Origin of the sequence: Planktothrix serta PCC 8927 (genome assembly GCF_900010725.2) — a bacterium.
GTDB classification, from domain to species: Bacteria; Cyanobacteriota; Cyanobacteriia; order Cyanobacteriales; family Microcoleaceae; genus Planktothrix; species Planktothrix serta.
Genome location: NZ_LR734824.1, coordinates 39,733 through 57,163 on the forward strand (window position 1 = coordinate 39,733; position 17,431 = coordinate 57,163).

General features: G+C 40.8%; 14 protein-coding genes. 8 read left to right on the forward strand and 6 right to left on the reverse strand.

Annotated features, from left to right (window positions below):
* Window positions 1–633: 633 nt before the first annotated feature.
* From PL8927_RS00490 to PL8927_RS00500, 3 genes are all read left to right on the forward strand, one after another.
* Complete coding sequence (locus PL8927_RS00490; RefSeq protein ID WP_407947365.1) at window positions 634–1,296, forward strand: DUF3120 domain-containing protein; 663 nt, start codon at window positions 634–636, stop codon at window positions 1,294–1,296.
* Window positions 1,297–1,416: 120 nt separating this feature from the next.
* Window positions 1,417–2,394 carry an adenylate/guanylate cyclase domain-containing protein gene (locus PL8927_RS00495; protein ID WP_083616459.1) on the forward strand — a complete coding sequence of 326 codons (978 nt, stop codon included), beginning with the start codon at window positions 1,417–1,419 and terminating at the stop codon, window positions 2,392–2,394.
* 136 nt (window positions 2,395–2,530) lie between these two features.
* Window positions 2,531–3,055, forward strand: a complete 525-nt coding sequence (locus tag PL8927_RS00500; protein ID WP_083616461.1) for a hypothetical protein — start codon at window positions 2,531–2,533, stop codon at window positions 3,053–3,055.
* 214 nt (window positions 3,056–3,269) lie between these two features.
* Here the strand turns inward: PL8927_RS00500 and PL8927_RS00505 are convergent, their stop codons facing one another.
* Window positions 3,270–3,539 carry a hypothetical protein gene (locus PL8927_RS00505; RefSeq protein ID WP_083616463.1) on the reverse strand — a complete coding sequence of 90 codons (270 nt, stop codon included), beginning with the start codon at window positions 3,537–3,539 and terminating at the stop codon, window positions 3,270–3,272.
* 634 nt (window positions 3,540–4,173) lie between these two features.
* On the opposite strand from PL8927_RS00505, the gene PL8927_RS00510 reads away from it, so the two are divergent.
* The 4 genes from PL8927_RS00510 (at window position 4,174) to PL8927_RS00525 (ending at window position 8,084) form a co-directional block, all read left to right on the forward strand.
* Window positions 4,174–4,773, forward strand: a complete 600-nt coding sequence (locus tag PL8927_RS00510) for an NfeD family protein (protein WP_083616465.1) — start codon at window positions 4,174–4,176, stop codon at window positions 4,771–4,773.
* A gap of 98 nt (window positions 4,774–4,871) precedes the next feature.
* The gene (locus PL8927_RS00515) at window positions 4,872–6,197 is read left to right on the forward strand and encodes a flotillin family protein (protein WP_083616466.1); all 1,326 of its coding nucleotides are present in this window, start codon (window positions 4,872–4,874) and stop codon (window positions 6,195–6,197) included.
* Window positions 6,198–6,267: 70 nt separating this feature from the next.
* Window positions 6,268–7,584 (forward strand): flotillin family protein, encoded by a 1,317-nt coding sequence (locus tag PL8927_RS00520; RefSeq protein WP_083616469.1) that lies wholly within the window; start codon window positions 6,268–6,270, stop codon window positions 7,582–7,584.
* Between the two features lie 104 nt (window positions 7,585–7,688).
* The gene (locus tag PL8927_RS00525; protein ID WP_083616471.1) at window positions 7,689–8,084 is read left to right on the forward strand and encodes a ribosomal maturation YjgA family protein; all 396 of its coding nucleotides are present in this window, start codon (window positions 7,689–7,691) and stop codon (window positions 8,082–8,084) included.
* Window positions 8,085–8,110: 26 nt separating this feature from the next.
* Here PL8927_RS00525 and nfi read toward each other — a convergent pair whose 3' ends face one another.
* From nfi to PL8927_RS00550, 5 genes are all read right to left on the reverse strand, one after another.
* A complete protein-coding gene (nfi, locus tag PL8927_RS00530) occupies window positions 8,111–8,773 on the reverse strand; it encodes a deoxyribonuclease V (protein WP_083616472.1) in 663 nt (220 codons plus the stop codon).
* Window positions 8,774–8,935: 162 nt separating this feature from the next.
* Window positions 8,936–10,660 (reverse strand): diflavin flavoprotein, encoded by a 1,725-nt coding sequence (locus tag PL8927_RS00535; RefSeq protein WP_083616474.1) that lies wholly within the window; start codon window positions 10,658–10,660, stop codon window positions 8,936–8,938.
* Window positions 10,661–10,766: 106 nt separating this feature from the next.
* On the reverse strand, window positions 10,767–12,497 hold the full coding sequence (locus PL8927_RS00540; RefSeq protein ID WP_083616475.1) for a diflavin flavoprotein: 1,731 nt from the start codon (window positions 12,495–12,497) through the stop codon (window positions 10,767–10,769).
* Between the two features lie 158 nt (window positions 12,498–12,655).
* Window positions 12,656–13,891: an RNA-guided endonuclease InsQ/TnpB family protein gene (locus PL8927_RS00545; protein ID WP_083616477.1), complete on the reverse strand. Its 1,236-nt coding sequence runs from the start codon at window positions 13,889–13,891 to the stop codon at window positions 12,656–12,658.
* A gap of 422 nt (window positions 13,892–14,313) precedes the next feature.
* Window positions 14,314–15,342 carry an adenosine deaminase gene (locus PL8927_RS00550; protein ID WP_083616479.1) on the reverse strand — a complete coding sequence of 343 codons (1,029 nt, stop codon included), beginning with the start codon at window positions 15,340–15,342 and terminating at the stop codon, window positions 14,314–14,316.
* A gap of 603 nt (window positions 15,343–15,945) precedes the next feature.
* Here PL8927_RS00550 and PL8927_RS00555 point away from each other — a divergent pair.
* Entirely contained in the window at window positions 15,946–17,286 is a 1,341-nt protein-coding gene (locus PL8927_RS00555) for an adenylosuccinate synthase (RefSeq protein WP_083616481.1), read from the forward strand.
* Window positions 17,287–17,431 lie beyond the last annotated feature (145 nt).

Consider the following 17,431-nt stretch of genomic DNA (forward strand, 5'->3'; position numbering starts at 1 on the left):
AACCCAATTTTTGATGACTTTACCATAATCGCTCAGAGCTTTAGAGCGACATGGTTGACTATCCTACAGATTAGGGGATTAAGGCAACTCAATCTCAATTTTTAGGAATCAATGCAATAATATGTAACATTTTTTGATAAATTGGATGCCCACCGTTGGCGGTTCTGCTAAAATAGAAATCAAATCCCCTGGGGGGGGATAATTGTTATGATATATTAAATGTCAGCACCCCGCACTGAAGTGACGGGGCTTCATGCCTCTAACTTTAGTTAGTTGACCAGCCTAAGTCTTAACTGACTATGTTTTTTGAGTCAAGACACCCTGCTGGATGCGTAGCTAGTCCCTGGCTCTGTCGTTAGTAGTTAAACAGTTTTACGAGGGGTAAGACAGTGCTACTAGCCTAACAAGCTCTTAAAACCTTGGCGAAGCTAACTTTACCCTAGAAATAGGAGTTAGGAGGGTCACCATACCCTCCTCCCTGAAAAGGGAAATATAAAGCCTAACTAGAAGGAGGAGGTTTCTACCCATTTTTTCTGATGATAATTTACTTAATAAATCTTAAACATCTTGCTCAATATACTACTAGGTTCTATTTTGACTACAACTCAACCGATTCAGTCTACCTCTCGGTTTATTCAGACAGTTCTAGCCAAAGTTAGGAGATCTCAGCCTGGGCTCGTATTTTTAGCCTCGGTGTTTCTCGTCTGTGTTCCTGTATTTTTCCAAGCACCTCTCGTGCGACAATGGCCAGAACTGACCTTAATTCTGACCTTGGGATGGCTAGGAATCAGTTGGAAATTACTCAGACAACCCGCCACTTGGGTTTGGGGAGACTTATTATTAGGATTTAGTTGGAGTTGGCTAACGGGGGCCATCTATTGGGGCTGGTTACGGTGGGAACCTCTGTTACATTTACCCGTAGAAGCTTTAGGCGTCCCCTTCGCCGTGTGGTGTTTATATCGCGGCTGGGGTAAAGTCGGAAACTGGTTTTATCTGGGTTCTCTATTTGGGACAGCCGTTACAGATGGATATTTTTATATCACCGGATTAATTCCTAGTTGGCGACAACTGATGAACGTTGAACCCGCCTTAGCGTTACCCATTTTTCAAAACGCGCTACAAATTGTCAGTACCCCTTGGGGGATTAGTTGGGCCGTCGGATTTGCCCTATTTTTATTTGGCGTTGGGGTTTTTCCTTTACAATCGAAGGAACAACATTGGTGGGCTTTTGGGGGTGCCGTATTGAGTACAATCTTGGTAGATAGTTTATTTTTGATTGCAGCTTGTCTAGCCTAAGACAAAATTAATCAAGAGGGTGCATAGAGAGAAAAATGTTTATGATGTTAGGCGTGGCTTTTAAATAGCCTGCGGTCAAAAATTCATAGACTTAAATTCTCCAATGTCCTCTATTAACTAATTGTGACGTTGCAAACAACCCCCCACTTAGTCTTACATACCGAAGGTGGTAATCGCTATTTACCACTGATGGGCAAAAATTACTGGACATTGGGTCGCAGTGAAGACAATACCTTTGTCGTTAAAGACCGATGGATTTCTCGAAATCATGCGATGTTACAACGCATGGAAAATGGCGAGTTTTTTTTAATTGATTTAGGAAGTCGGAATGGTTCTTTTCTCAATGGTCGTCGGGTGACAATTCCCGTTACACTCCATAATGAAGATCATATTGTTTTTGGACAAACGGAATTAGAATTTTATTGTCCTGATATTACTCAGGAAACTGACCCTTCTGAACCGGAATCAGAGGATTTTACCGCTACATTAACAGTCCGTCGTTTAATCTCAGTTATGGTGATGGATATTCGGGATTTTACCGTATTAACCCGACAATTAGATGAACGGATTTTATCAGAAGTAATCGGACGTTGGTTTCGTCACGCCGGACAAATTATTCGAGAAAATGGCAGTTGGGTTGATAAATATATTGGGGATGCAATTATGGCGGTTTGGTTTCATGGAACCCAAGGCGTCAGTCCCCAAGAAATGATCAAAATTGCTACAGCATTAAGTCAATTACATAAAGTAACTCTGGAATTAAGTCATCTTTATCCTTTACCTTTTCCCTTGCGCGTGGGGGCTGGAATTAATACCGGATATGCAATGGTGGGAAATACTGGAAGTGGGGGAACTGCTGATTATACGGCGTTAGGAGATACGGTAAATGCCGCCTTTCGTTTAGAGTCTTCGACCAAAGAAATGGGGATGGATATTGCATTAGGAGAAACCACTTATAAATATCTACTACAAGCTTGTCCTCAACAAACCTTTAAACAATATACAGTTCACCTGAAAGGGTATGATACTCCTACAATTACCTATGGGGGAACTTTTGATAATTTAGATGAGTTTTTGGCACTGAAATCAGAAGGATAAACAAGATCATGCTGTGATTCTAATAATTGTAATATTTTGATTTATTTTACCCCCCAATTGCTAACATTTTATAACTGATTTAGGGTAGCTCCAGAAGTAAAGCGTATAATATTAGAACCATTTGACCCCATTGATTATGAAGCTTTCCACTGACATCAAAATTCCTTTTCCCCGTCCCCTAGTCTTTAGTACCTATCGAGATCGATTAATTGAGGTGGTTAATTTATTACCCCCTAAAAATGGCGTTAAGTTAGTCTCTCGTCGGGTCGAAGCAGATACGGTTTATACCGTTTATGACTGGGAATCATCAGAAGATGTCCCCGCACTGTTTGAAGATATATTAAAATACGATAAACTCCGGTGGACAGAATTTGACACTTGGAATCAACAAGACTTTACCCTAGATTGGCAAATTAAAACCCAAGCGTTTACAGAAGCCTTCCATTGTTCCGGTAAAAATACCTTTTTAGAGGATAAAAATCACACCTTAATTCAAACACGAGGAGAAATAGAATTAGACCCCGATCAACTAGATGGAATTCCTGTATTTCTCAGAAGTCAATTAGCGAATGTGTTTGAGGAAGTTCTCGGAAAAAAACTCGAACCCAATTTAATAGACATGGGGAAAGGGGTGCAAAAATATTTGGAAAAACACAATTGACACTCTCAGGTCTGAAGACACGCTCGTTTTCAATCTCCCAGACTTGTCTTATAATCCCATTAAATCTTGATCACAGATGCGATGCCTTGGCAGGCGGCTACGCCATCGCAACCCATCAAACTCACGTTATTAATGATAAAGTTATCCCCCTTCTCCTACACAGCAAGGAGTTGGGGGAGAGGTGACTACAGGGAAAATCAAATAGCCCTGGAGGTTAAGCCGCCGGAGTCGCGGTTTTTTTCATGAATTCAAAATAATTATCCCAAAACTGTTTTTGAGATTCCATTACTGCTTGATTCGTAACTTCTTGAACTTTGAAGCTTGTTTGTAGCAATTCTTCTTGATAACTTAGGGTTTTTTCATAAGCTTCTTGAGGATTCAAGGAATGGGGAGTTGCTTTGAGATTTTCTAGCCAAGTGTCAAACAGTTGTTTTTGCCAATTCACTAACTGTTTTTGGTATTCGTTGATAAAATCATTGTTCATGAGTTAAAAAACCGCTAAAGACCCCATCTTAATTGAGAATGGAGAGAAAGCAGGGCGGAATATACTGCTTTCTAAGGAAAAAACACAGGTTTATCCTGGTAATCGTTAATAGTCTTTGAGCTTGAATGAGTCTGTAAGTGTACAGAGGGAAAATTAGCAGAGGTTAATTTCTTAAGTAATTATAGTGAACTACCTAAACTTCTCTACGAGTAAGTGTAGGCTTCCTATCCAAAGAATAGCTTTCTATCCCGAAGAACAGCGAGTCTTACATTCTAACGATAGGCTACTCCCTCGTTCCAAAGGTAAAAGACAAGGCTGATCAAAAAAATTGTTTGAAGTTTAGCTTGGTTTTCGCTTTACTTACCTTGTTTTATCCTGATGATAGCACAAGTTTTTTAACAATCCCAACAATCCCCACCGCAATTCATCCCACACTGCCCTACCGGGTCAGACGTGGGGCGCTATGAGCGGAAAATGCTAAAACTTTGAGCAATTGACCAGTCAATTTCAGTCACAACCTGTAAATTTATCAGTATCAAAACGCAAACTTTCTTAACAAAAGCAGTTACATCCGTTCCGACATTTGCCACAATAGAAGTATTTTAATGGTTATTCCCCACTTAAGAACCCGATTATGCTGACGCTGTATCTATTCTGTCTGACAATTGGTGGGGGTTTTGTGATTCTATCCGCCTTTGCGGGACTTGATGGTATCGATTTTGATCCCAATTTTGAGATAGATGTAGAATTGTCTGAACCTCCAAAGGATGTAGAAACCCTCCCCACCCGAAAAAACCCCAAACCCCGTCAACGTCGGTTTCATCTTCCCTTTTTTAGTTTCCGATTTTGGACATTTGGGAGTTGTTTTTTTGGCTTAACCGGATTTATTTTAACAAAACTTAATCTATCCTTTCCCCCTGGCCTAATTTTTGCGATTTCCCTAGGGGTTGGGGTCAGCTTTGGAACTACAATTGTGGGAATTTTACGGCGACTGCACCAACAACAAGCCAATAGTTTGATTTTATCTGAAGATCTGATTGGATTATCGGGAACCGTTGAAATTCCCTTTGATCAAACCGGCAAAGGGACAGTGCGATTATATCTCAAAGAATCAATGGTGGATGTTGTCGCTATTACAGAGGATGATTGTCACTTTCAGAAAGGAGATAAAGTTTTTGTAGTCGGAAGAAATCATCATAAAGTCTTAGTGATTCCAGAAGAAGCCTTAAACTAAAATTAAGAATTAAGGATTAAGATTGGGGAAGATTTATAAAAGATCGCAGATAATAGACCTAATCAGGATTATTCATTTTATTAATAGGAGGAGAAATGATGCCAGATTCCATTCCCCAGGAACAGAATATACCCCTAATCACAGAAGTTGCCCAAGCTCCCACCCCCGATAATGTACCCAACAACACTAACAGTATTGGAACGGCTTTACCCATTGCTTTATCTATTTTTGGTGTAGTTCTTCTCCTGTGGTTTCTCAATACCTTTCTGCAAATTTGTAAACCCAATGAAATATTAATTCTATCTGGTCGAAAACGTCGCAATAAAGACGGTCAAGAAGTCGGATATCGGGTAATTTTTGGCGGACGCACCCTTTGTATTCCGATTTTAGAAACCGTTAAAACGATGGATTTACGGACAATGCCTGTGCGTGTGGAAGTCAAAAATGCTTATTCTAAAGGAGGAACTCCGTTAAATATTCAAGCGATCGCTAATGTTAAAATATCAAATGATCGGGCAATTGTAGGAAATGCAATTGAACGATTTTTAGAGCGAGATCGTTCAGAAATTTCTCGTGTGGCAAAAGAAACCTTAGAAGGAAATTTACGCGGTGTTGTGGGAACTTTAACCCCAGAACAATTAAACGAAGATCGTCTTCAATTTGCGGAACGCATCGCCGAAGATGTATCACGGGATTTATCCAAATTAGGCCTACAATTAGACACCTTAAAAATTCAAAGTGTATCCGATGATGTGGATTATCTCAACTCCATTGGTCGCCGTCAAATTGCCTTAATTGTTCGAGATGCGGAAATCGCTGAATCAAATGCTCTCGCAGAAGCTGAACAAACAGAAGCCGACTGTCGGCGACAAGCAGAAGTGGCAAAAACCCAAGCCCAAACTGTTGTTTTACAGAAAGGAAATGAACTCAGAAAAATCAAAGCTGAATTAGAACAACAAGCACGTTCAGAAGAAGAAAGAACCATTGCGGCTGGAAAAGAAGCCAGGGCAAAAGCTGAACAATTATTACAAACTGTCCGGGCAGAATTGGAACGGTTACGGTTAGAATCCGATGAAGTTTTACCTGCGGATGCTCAACGCCAAGCCCAGGAATTAAGAGCAAGAGGAGAAGCAGCATCTTTAACTGAAAATGCCTTAGCTGGTGCAACGGTAACGGATTTATTAAATCAAGTTTGGCAGGAAGCGGGGGCGGATGCTTCACAATTATTCTATTTACAACAAATTGAAATGATTCTGACTGAAGCGGCTAAAGTTTCGACCCGTGTAGACTTACAAAAAATTAATGTGATTGATAGTGGAGATGGAAAATCGATTGCGGGTGTTGTTAATGCCTATCCTGAAATTTTCCGACAATTTTTAGCAACTGTTGAACAAACATTAGGGGTTAAATTAGCTGGAAAATAACACCTCGTTATCGGTCTTGAACGCTCAAAATTACGCTGAACGTAACCACAAATTTTAGGAGATTTTAAACATGGAAATTATCATTGCCTTATTAGGTATTTTAGGATTAGGAACAGGGGCGGGATTTTTAATGATTCGCAACCTGTACTATATTTGTCAACCCAGTGAAGTGTTAATTTTTGCCGGAAGTCGTCGTCCGGTTGAAGGGGGGCAAGATGTTGGCTATCGTTTAGTAAAAGGAGGAAGTAGCATTAGAATTCCTTTATTAGAACACGCTTTTCGCATGGATTTAACCAATATGATTATTGAGTTAAAAGTGTCTAATGCCTATTCTAAAGGAGGAATTCCGTTAACAGTTGAAGGAGTCGCTAATATTAAAATAGCTGGGGAAGAACCGACTATTCATAATGCGATTGAACGGTTATTAGGGAAAAGTCGCAAGGAAATTGAACAATTAGCGAAAGAAACCTTAGAAGGAAATTTGCGCGGGGTATTAGCGAGTTTAACCCCAGAACAGGTGAATGGGGATAAATTAGCCTTTGCAAAAAGTTTATTAGAAGAAGCAGAAGATGATTTAGAAAAGTTGGGGCTAGTGTTAGATACGTTGCAAGTTCAAAATATTTTTGATGAAGTCGGATATTTGGATTCTATTGGTCGAAAACAACGGGCAGATCTATTCCGAGATTCTCGAATTGCAGAAGCAAAAGCCCATGCAGAATCTATCATTCAAACCGCAGAAAACGGTAAAAATACGTCCTTGAAAAAGTTAGAAACGGATATTGAAGTGGCGAAAGCAGAAGCAGAACGTCGGGTTAAAGATGCTATTACTAAACGACAGGCGGTGATCGCGGAATCAGAATCAGAAACGGCTTCACAGGTGGCAAAAACTCAAGCTGAAGTGTTAGTTCAGAAAGCTCGAATTAAGCAAGTCGAACAACAGTTACAAGCGGATGTTGTCGCACCTGCGGAAGCTCAATGTAAACGCGCTTTTGCTGAAGCGAAAGGAAATGCGTCTCAAATATTAGAAGCTGGAAAAGCTCAAGCGGAAGCGGCTAAACGATTAGCTGAATCTTGGAAGTTGGCCGGGTCAAATGCGCGGGAGATTTTCCTGTATCAAAAATTAGAAGTATTATTAAAAACAATGGTGGCAACGGTTCCTCAAATTGAAGTCGATAATGTTACCGTTGTCAATAATCAACAAGGAGGAAGCGCGACAAAATTAGCGGCATTTTTAGCAGAATTGAAACAAACAACGGGAATTGATGTAGCAGAAACCCTTGAAACAATGAGTCATAATCATTCCCCATCTTCAGCCATTTCTCCGATTCTTCCTAAATCGTTAAAATCTGTTCCCACAAATTCCTCAGAACTTCATTCAGAAATCTAATTCTGTTGATTTGCTCTCGTTTCTAGGTTCTTCCTAGAAACGATTGGGGTGACTTTTTCACTAGAAGAAATGGATATGATAGCCCTAAAGGGCTTACTACGACGATGAAACAGTATCAACGAATTATTTTTATTAGTTTAATCGCGTTAATTCCGATAGGATTAGCGAGTAAATTTTATCAGGGGCCGTTTGATTTATGGCTGAATAATTCTGTGGGTGGGGTATTTTATGAAATGTTTTGGATATTTTTAGTGGTTTTAATTAAACCTCAATTATCCCCTGGATGGGTCGCACTTTGGATATTTATAATTACTTCTAGTTTAGAATTTGCTCAACTCTGGAAACCTCCTTTTTTAGAAGTGATTCGGGCGACTTTATGGGGTCGTTTGTTACTCGGAACAACCTTTTCCGGGTGGGATTTTCCCTATTATATTATCGGTTGCGGGTTGGCTTGGTTAAGCTTAAAATATCTTAAATCTTATTTAAAATTAACAGATTAAATTAATGACTGGGTATATAATAAAAATTAAGTATGGGAAGCTAATTTATCCGCCCATCGGGTAGTTTCCGGTAAACGATATTTAGTAGTACAGTTTAACACATAATCAATAGACGTTTCTAAACTAATCCGATGACCTGGGGAAATATAAAGGGGTCTAACATTCGTTCTTGAACGTAGCACCGCACCGATAATTTCTCCTTTATTTTTTAACGGTGTCCAACTGCCTTTTTCAGCCGGGAGATCGTCATGTTTTCCGATTAATAAAGATTTAGCCGCCCCAATGGTCGGTTGATCAATTAATACTCCTAAATGACAGGCTAATCCAAACCGCCTGGGGTGGGCAATTCCTTGACCATCACAGATGATTAAATCAGGGGTTATTGTTAATTGTTCCAACACATCTAAAATTACAGGAATTTCTCGAAACGATAAAAACCCAGGAATATAAGGAAAGGTGGTTGGACGTTGAGCGATCGCAGTTTCTTGTAAAGTTAAATCAGGAAAACTTAAGACTGCCACGGCTGCTTGAGAAATGGTATAATTCTGTTTAAATCCCACATCAACCCCAGCCACATATTTGACAGTTTCTAATTCATCTGTTGTCCGAACTAACGATTTAAGTTGGTTTTGAATTATCATCGCATCTTCAACCGTTGTTGGCCATGTTTCCGGGCGTTGAATGTTCATGGTTTTTTCTAATCTTGGTTTCACTGAATTGCAATTTGTCCCAAACGCTTGAGAATCTGCAACACCTCATAGAGTTGGTTACGACGGGGGCGGATGCGATCGCAATTTATTTAAAACCGGGTTTCTTCAATAAAAGTCTCAAAAACCCGATTTTTATCTGGATTAATACTGCGATCCTGTTTTGCGATAATGAACGGCTGTAACCCCTTCTGGATTTAACACCTGACCATTATTAACACTTGCATAAATTACCCAATGATCACCACATTCCATCCGGTTTTTAACCTCACATTCCAGATAAGCTAAGGCATCTTTTAAGATCAAACAACCATTAGATGCTTCTTCTGTTTCTATGTCTACAAACCGATCTTCTCCGGGTTCAAATCGCTTCAGAAAATGTTTTCGCAGTTGTTTTCCTTCCTGCAAAATATTCAGAACAAAGCGATCGCCAATATGAGTTAAGGGTTCCAACGCCCGATCCTTAGCGACGGCGACGGTAAACCCAGGAGGGTTAAAGGTAGCTTGGGACACCCAGGACGCTAACATGGCACTATTTAGCTCGCCTCGATGACCGGAAACAACACACAACGAACCCACCAAACGCCCCATGGCTTGGGCGGTGCGATCGGCTCCCGATGAGGTTGCTGTAGGACGAAAGGCCCGCCGTTTTTGGGTGCGTTTTAAGGTTTGGGCAAAATCAACCGCCGCTTCTTTGCAAGTTTGTAGGGTAATATCCGTTGGCGCAAATTTCACCCGAATGGGTTCAAAACCAAATTTATAACCCGCATCTTTTAAGCGACCTTCTAATAAATCAATGGCTTCTCCACTCCATCCATACGACCCAAAAACTCCCGCTAATTTATTCGTAGAAGCCGTATTTAAAATCACCCCTAAAGCAGTTTGAATTTGGGTTGGCGCATGACCTCCTAAGGTCGGTGAACCAATAATAAATCCATCACATTTTTCTAAGGCTTCTTGAATTTCTGAGGATTTGGCATATTCACAATTAATTAATTCAACCGCAACATCAGATTTTGTTAATCCTTTAGCGATCGCTTGGGCGACTGTAGCCGTATTTCCATAAGCTGAAGCATATAATAAAGCTACATTTAACTCCTGTGCTTTTTGTTTTTCACTCCAATTTTGATATAAATTTGTTAATTCAGTTTTGCCATATTTGACTAACGGCCCATGACCTGTTCCGTATAATTTAATCGCGGGTAAGTCTTTAATTTTATCGAGAGTGGAGAGAACTTGTTTAGCTTGGGAAGCATGAAGACAGTCATAATAAAACCGCCGATCATCGCTATATACTGACCAGCCTTCATCAAACACTTGATCGCCGCAAACATGGGCTCCAAATAGTTTATCGGAGAATAAAATTTCCGTCGCCGGATCATAAGTTAAAAGGGCATCAGGCCAGCGAGGAGTGGGCGTGGCAATAAACTGTAATTGATGACCTTGACCTAAATCTAAGGTTTCTTCTCCTTTGATCAGGATAATTTTTAAGTTGTCGTCTTCAAAATATTCTCGTAAAGCTAAAGCGGCGGGATTAGAACAGACAAAAGTTGCCTGAGGTGATAATGCCAATAATGCCTTTAATGTCGCGCCTCGATTTGCATTAAAATGACCCAAAACAATATAATTTAACTGTTCTAAATTCAAGCGAGTTTTTAACGCTTCCAGATAATTTTGGGTAAACGATTCTCCAGGGGGATCAATAATTGCGGTTTGATCAGCTTCAATCACATAACTATTTGCCGTTGTTCCCCGTTGTAGAGAATATTCAACTTCAAATTTCAACCGATCCCAAGTGCGCGATCGCACCACTTTTGTCTGATTTCCAATTAAAAAAACTTGAACATCGCGCGCTTTTTGATTAGGCATAATTCTCAGGTGTCAGGTGTCAGGTTTCGGGTTCAGTCAACGGTCAACCGTCCCCCCCAACCCCGTGTACAGGGGGCAAGGGGAGCGTCAACCGTCAACATTCTTCTTAATAGTGATTTCCCACTTTGCGATGGTGAACCGCAGGTAATACATCAGGATCACTGACTCGTCCACTCTCAACGGTGGCGTAAACAATCCAGTGATCACTTAACTCCATCCGACTTTGGACTTGACATTCTAAATAAGCCAAGGATTCTGTTAAAATCGGACTGCCATTGTTAGCCGTTTGGGTGTTAATTCCTTCAAACCGATCCGCACCGGGAGCAAAGCGTTTTAAGAAGTGTCTCATCAATTTTTGATAATTATTTTCTGCCAAAACATTCAGCACAAATTGATCATCCACTTGCATTAAGGCTTCAATTGCCCGATCTTTTGCTACAGCAATTGTTAATCCTAAAGGTTGAAAACTAGCTTGAGTTACCCAAGAGGCTAACATCGCACTACTGACTTCCCCTTTTTGAGCCGTAATAATATACAATCCACCGCTTAAGCGTCCCATGGCTTTATCTAAGTTTGTATCCAGGGATTTCATCTGCTTAACGGTTTTATCCCGGCTTAACCATTGTCCGATATCTGTACCCGCTTCATCGCAGGTTTGATAGGTAGTATCATGGGGAGTTTCAGTAATCCGAATGGAAGGAAATGCTTGTTTTAATCCCGCGTCATTCAGTTTAACTTGCAAGGGATATAACGATAAATCATTGCCTCCCCCCGACTCATATAAACCGTAAGATTGTTTATTATGAGCGGATGCAATAATCGTATTAATCGTTTCTTCTGCGAGTTCAGAACCTACACCAGAAACGGGTGGCATTCCAATCACAAATCCGGTAGAACTCATTACTAATTCTCGAACTTCCGTAGCTTCGGCGGTGCGTAAATCCATCATTTCTACGGCAACACCTGTTTTTGTAATCCCGTGGGCAATGGCTTGGGAAAGGCGATCGCTGTATCCATAATCAGAGAAATAAAACACCGCTACCGTGGTTTCCGATTTAGTTTGTTCGTGGCTCCATTGCCAATAACGTCCTTTTAATTCTCCTAAATTATGTCGCAGTAACGGCCCATGTCCGGTGGCAATCGTGGTAATTTCTCCTAAAGGTTCCATGCGTTTCATCGCGTTAATTACTGAACGAGCATTAGGAGCCATTAAACACTCATAATAAAAGCGAAAATCGGGTTCAATATCGGCTAAGTTTTCATCGTAGGTATGATCGGAACAATAGTGCATTCCAAACGCATCGCAAGTAAATAAGGTTTGGCTTTTCCGATCAAAGGTGAAAATTGTATCCGGCCAATGTAAATTCGGGGCGGAAATGAATTCTAAAACATGATCATTTCCTAGATCTAAGCTATCCCCATTTTTCACTAACTGTCTTTTAAAGGGCGTATGGGTTAAATTTTCTAAAAATTGAATCGCAACTTTTGAACCCACAACAGTAGCGTTCGGAGCAAGTTCTAAAATATCTTTGACTAAGCCGCTGTGATCGGGTTCGGTATGACTAATAATTAAATAGTCAATATCCGCAGGATTAATTAATCCTTTCAAGGTGTCTAAATACAGTTGGCGAAACTTAGCATGGGATGTATCAACGAGGGCTGTTTTTTCTCCTCGAATGATAAATGAATTATAGGTTGTACCGTTTTGTAAACCAAATTCTATATCAAATCTATCCCGATCCCAATCCAGGGAACGAATAGTTGTGGTATCAACAGCAATCTCTTTAACTTCAATGGTTAAACGATTTTGTTTTACACGGTCAGTGAGGGCTACCATTCATGACCTCCCTAGATAATTCATTATGGCTTTTTAACTTATTCTCTATTGTGCCATGAATTATTCGTAAAGATTTATTAAAAAACCTATAGCTTTATTAAGATTTGCAAAATTGACATACTCCCTACGGCTAAAGCCGAGGGATTCTTGTTCATGGTTCACAGAAGTCCATTTGCTATCTCTGGTTGCCCATCAATAGTAGAGACGGTCTTCTCCCCATGCTTTCCCGATTGCTCGGCAGATCCCTTTTGCCCAAAGGTACTGTGTTGCCATTCCATTCCCAGAATTCCCATACCCTTCTGGAGAATATTAATAGCCGCTTCTCTATGACGACAAATCTCTATTCCACAATTAGGACAGGAATGGGTTCTGCTACTCAATGACTTTTTCCCCCGATGACCGCAACTAAAACAATATTGAAAAGTATAGTTAGGCGCAATCGCCACAACTGTTTTATCCCAAATTTTGCCGTAGTAGTTTAACCATTGGGTGAATTGATACCAACTCGGATCGGAAATCGACTTAGCCAAGTAGTGATGCTTGACCATACTCCACACCTTTAAAGCTTCATAGACAATCACATCGTTAGAGTGAACTACGCACCGAGCTTGCTTAATCGCCCAGTCTTTACGCTGTCTCTGAATTTTAAGGTGGATTTTACCCAGTCTTTTCCGAGCTTTATGATAATTCTTAGATTGGGGTTTTGCCCCTTTCACAAACTTTTTACTTAATCGTCTCTGAGCCTTTTTCAATTTGCGCTCAGATTTACTTAAGTAGTGGGGATACACTACAACGTTGTCATTTTGATCTTTAAAGAAATAGTTTAATCCCAGGTCTAATCCGACAACATTGCCAGTGTATTCAACCTTTTCCTTGCGGTCAATATCAAAGCAGAATTGGGCATAATAGCCATCTGCTCTTTTGACCACGCGAACACGGTTAATTTTTAATCGAAACAGGTCTTCCCTTGTTTCTTTGTTGCAATAAATAGATAAAGTACCGACATCAAAACCATCTGTGAAAGCGATATTCATGCAATCATCGGATAGTTTCCATCCAGAAACTTTATACTCTACAGAGCGACAATGCTTTTTAAATTGGGGATAAGCTTTTTTCTTTTTTTTCTTTCTACAACAACTGTAGAAGCTAGAAATCGAAGCCCATGCTCTTTCTGCACTAGCTTGACGAGCCGCCGAATTTAACTTTTTGGCAAAAGGAAATTCCTTGGCTAAGTCTTTGCATAGCGCATACAAATTAGCTTTACCTACTCCTTGATTATCCATCCAGTACCGAACACATTTGTTTCTAATAAATTGTGCGGTACGAATCGCTTCATCAATAGCTAGGTATTGCTCCTTAGTTCCGTTTATTAGCTTGGCTTCTCTAATTAACATGACTCAATCTTACCACAGAATATTCTAGATAAAACTTTTTCATGATGGATTTCTTCTAGGGGGGCTAAATTCTGGGGCTTTCCACTCGCTTTTCGGTAAAGGTATTGACCGTTGACTGTTGACCTTGCCTATTGCCCATTAACTGATGACTGATTTACAGAACTTTAGCAATTGCGGTGAATTTTTTACACGATCTTTAAATAGGGGGGTTGACCCCCTACACTAAAAAGGTTATATTATGCTATGTAGATGCACCCTGATGGTAGGGAGAGTTGCCAAGGCGACTCTCTCTTTTTTATTGGCGGTTGACGATTTTTTCCCGCAAACCCCACAAATGTCTTACCACTGCGGGGATACGCTTAAAGAGGATACAGCAGACAGGAGACAGGAGAATAAATCAACTGCTCACTGTTTCCAATTGTTTAGACCATTGCAGGTTCGGGTTTTAATAGACCATGAAGAATTTGTGCGGGAGGGTTTTGATGAGGCCATGCAAAGGCATGACGAAAGGCGGCTTGTTGACAAGCTTGTAATTCTTCAAACCCTAGAATATCAAGAGTTAATAAATTCTCGTATTCAAAGGGTAAACGCACGTTATGTAACCCGGCGTTATCGGTACAAATTGCAATATCAACTCCCGCATCAAAACAGCGTTCAAAAACAATTTTTAATTGCTGAATATCCTTGAGGGTTCCGGTTTTAATGTAGGTCGTGGGACAGACTTCTAAACACTGGTTTTGACGCGCTAATTCCGGTAATAATTCCGGGTGTAATAACGGAATTTGGATACCGTGACCAATTCGCATTAAATAGGGCAATAATTCAGGATAACAACCTTGTGGGGTTTCATATAAATGTCCGGTGGTTTTTAACCCCAAGGATAAGGCGTATTTGTACAAATCAATAAACTCATCTAACCGTTGAGCATAATGATTATCACCTCCGGCGATATCAATAGCACAAACATATTCAGGCATTTGTGCAGCTAAATCAATAATAGCTCGGTTGACTTCAAGCGGAAGTCGGGTGTGCATACATAAAATTTGGCTGGTAATAATTGGAGTATCGCTGCTTTGACTGGCTTTTCCTACGACTTCCACAATTTCAGCCATACAATCAATTCGTTGGGACTGGCTGAGATGTTCAGGTGTTCGTAAATAGGGGGTATAGCGTAATTCTAAATACGCCAAATTTTCAAAAGTATAAGCACCCCGCATCAACCGATAAATAAAATAGGGGAGGGTTTCAACAGTCTGCACACTTTCAACCATTGTATGCAGTTCTAAATATTCATCTAAGGTGTTGCGGGGTTTGGTATAAAAATCCTCAAACTGTTCATATTCTACAAACCCTTCAGTTAACGGAGAGTTATGACGTTGGAAATACCGCCACAGAATACGCGGTACAACTGAACCCCCTAAATGGCGATGTAACTCGGCGTGTAACGGCATAGTGACTCTTAAATATAGGTTAAAACAATGGCGATCGCGCTACCCGTTTAAACATCTCTTGACTAACAGGATTAACGGATCAGGATATTGAGCATTAACGATAACACAACCCTCAAAAAATATGGGGTCAAAACTAATGTTTTTATGAAAATTCTTATTTTTTAGGAGAATCACCCAAAACCCATTTTTATTTGTTATAGTTCGAGGGAACAGGGAATAGGGAACAGGGAACAGGATTTACAAATGTCCTAACTGTAATCCGTAGTGCTATAAAATAAAATTTTGGATAAAAATTAATAAATTAGAAAAAAAATACTTTTGCTACTTGTTTTCAGATTGAACTCAAAAAACGAGATAGTCTGTAGTAGAGACGCGCCATGTCGCGTCTCTACAGGGTTCAACGAGGGTCAACAACCCACCACTGACTTGAGTACAAGTACAGTGGGGGCTTGAAATACAGCCCTAGTTCGTACCCGCCTAAGTCTTAACTGACTCCGTTATTTGGATGAACTATTGGGTAACAGTTCACAAAACTTAATTTGACAGAGTTTCCTAAATAACAGATAATCAGGATTTGTGTAAACTGTCGGAGTGAAAACTCTCTTGGCTAACGTAGTTGTTATCGGTGCCCAGTGGGGCGATGAAGGAAAAGGTAAAATCACCGATCTGCTCAGTGGTTCAGCAGACGTGGTTGTCCGCTACCAAGGTGGCGTAAATGCAGGTCATACGGTTGTTGTTGACAATCAAACCTTCAAACTGCATCTGATTCCTTCAGGCATCTTATATCCCGATACCGAGTGCATTATCGGTTCAGGAACCGTGATTGATCCTAAAATTTTAATCGAAGAACTGGATCAACTCGAATCCTTGGAGATTTCTACCCAAAATTTGATGATTTCCCAGACCGCCCATGTTACGATGCCTTACCATCGCCTCTTGGATCAAGCATCAGAAAAACAACGGGGATCGCAAAAGATTGGGACAACGGGCCGGGGAATTGGCCCGACCTACGCCGATAAGTCTGAACGCACCGGAATTCGGATTATTGATTTGATGGAAACTGAGAGTTTACCCGATCAATTGCGCTGGACGATTAACAATAAAAACGTTATCCTCGAAAAGCTTTATAACCATCCTCCTCTCGACCCGGAAGCGGTGATTGCGGAATATTTGCAATATGCAGAACGGTTGCGTCCCCATGTCGTCGATGCGTCACTGAAAATCGACGCAGCAGTGCAGGCTCGACGGAATATTTTATTTGAAGGGGCACAGGGAACCCTGTTAGATTTAGATCATGGAACCTATCCCTATGTGACCTCCTCTAACCCTGTAGCAGGCGGTGCTTGTGTGGGAGCCGGAGTTGGCCCGACGATGATTGACCGGGTAATTGGGGTGGCGAAAGCCTATACAACCCGGGTCGGTGAGGGGCCATTCCCAACGGAAATGGTGGATGGGATTGGCCAGGTCTTGTGCGATCGCGGTGCAGAATTTGGAACCACAACCGGACGTCAACGCCGTTGCGGTTGGTTTGATGCGGTGATTGGTCGTTATGCGGTTAGAATTAACGGTTTAGATTGTTTAGCCATTACCAAATTAGATGTTTTAGATGGCTTAGAGGAAATTAAAGTTTGCGTTGCCTATGATATCGATGGAGAACGGTGCGAACATTTCCCCAGTAGTGCGCGAACCTTTGCTCGGTGTGAACCGATTTATGAAACTGTTCCGGGTTGGAAAGAATCAACCGCAGACTGTCGGAAATTAGAAGATTTACCCCAAGCCGCACTCAGTTATCTGAAATTTTTGGCGGAATTAATGAAAGTTCCGATCGCTATTGTTTCGTTAGGAGCGAGTCGAGATCAAACGATTATTGTTGAAGATCCGATTCACGGCCCCAAACGAGCACTATTAGATGCAGACGGACAACCTATAACCGTTGGCGGTTAAAAGTGTTGCATCCTGTCTTTTTGTGGTAATATTTTTTCTCTTTAAAACGTAGCTTGGAATGTCAATCCATGCTACGTTAAATATTTTACTCCCTCTGCTGGGGATTGCGTTTATATACTAGGAGGATGTCAACGAAGAATCTCCA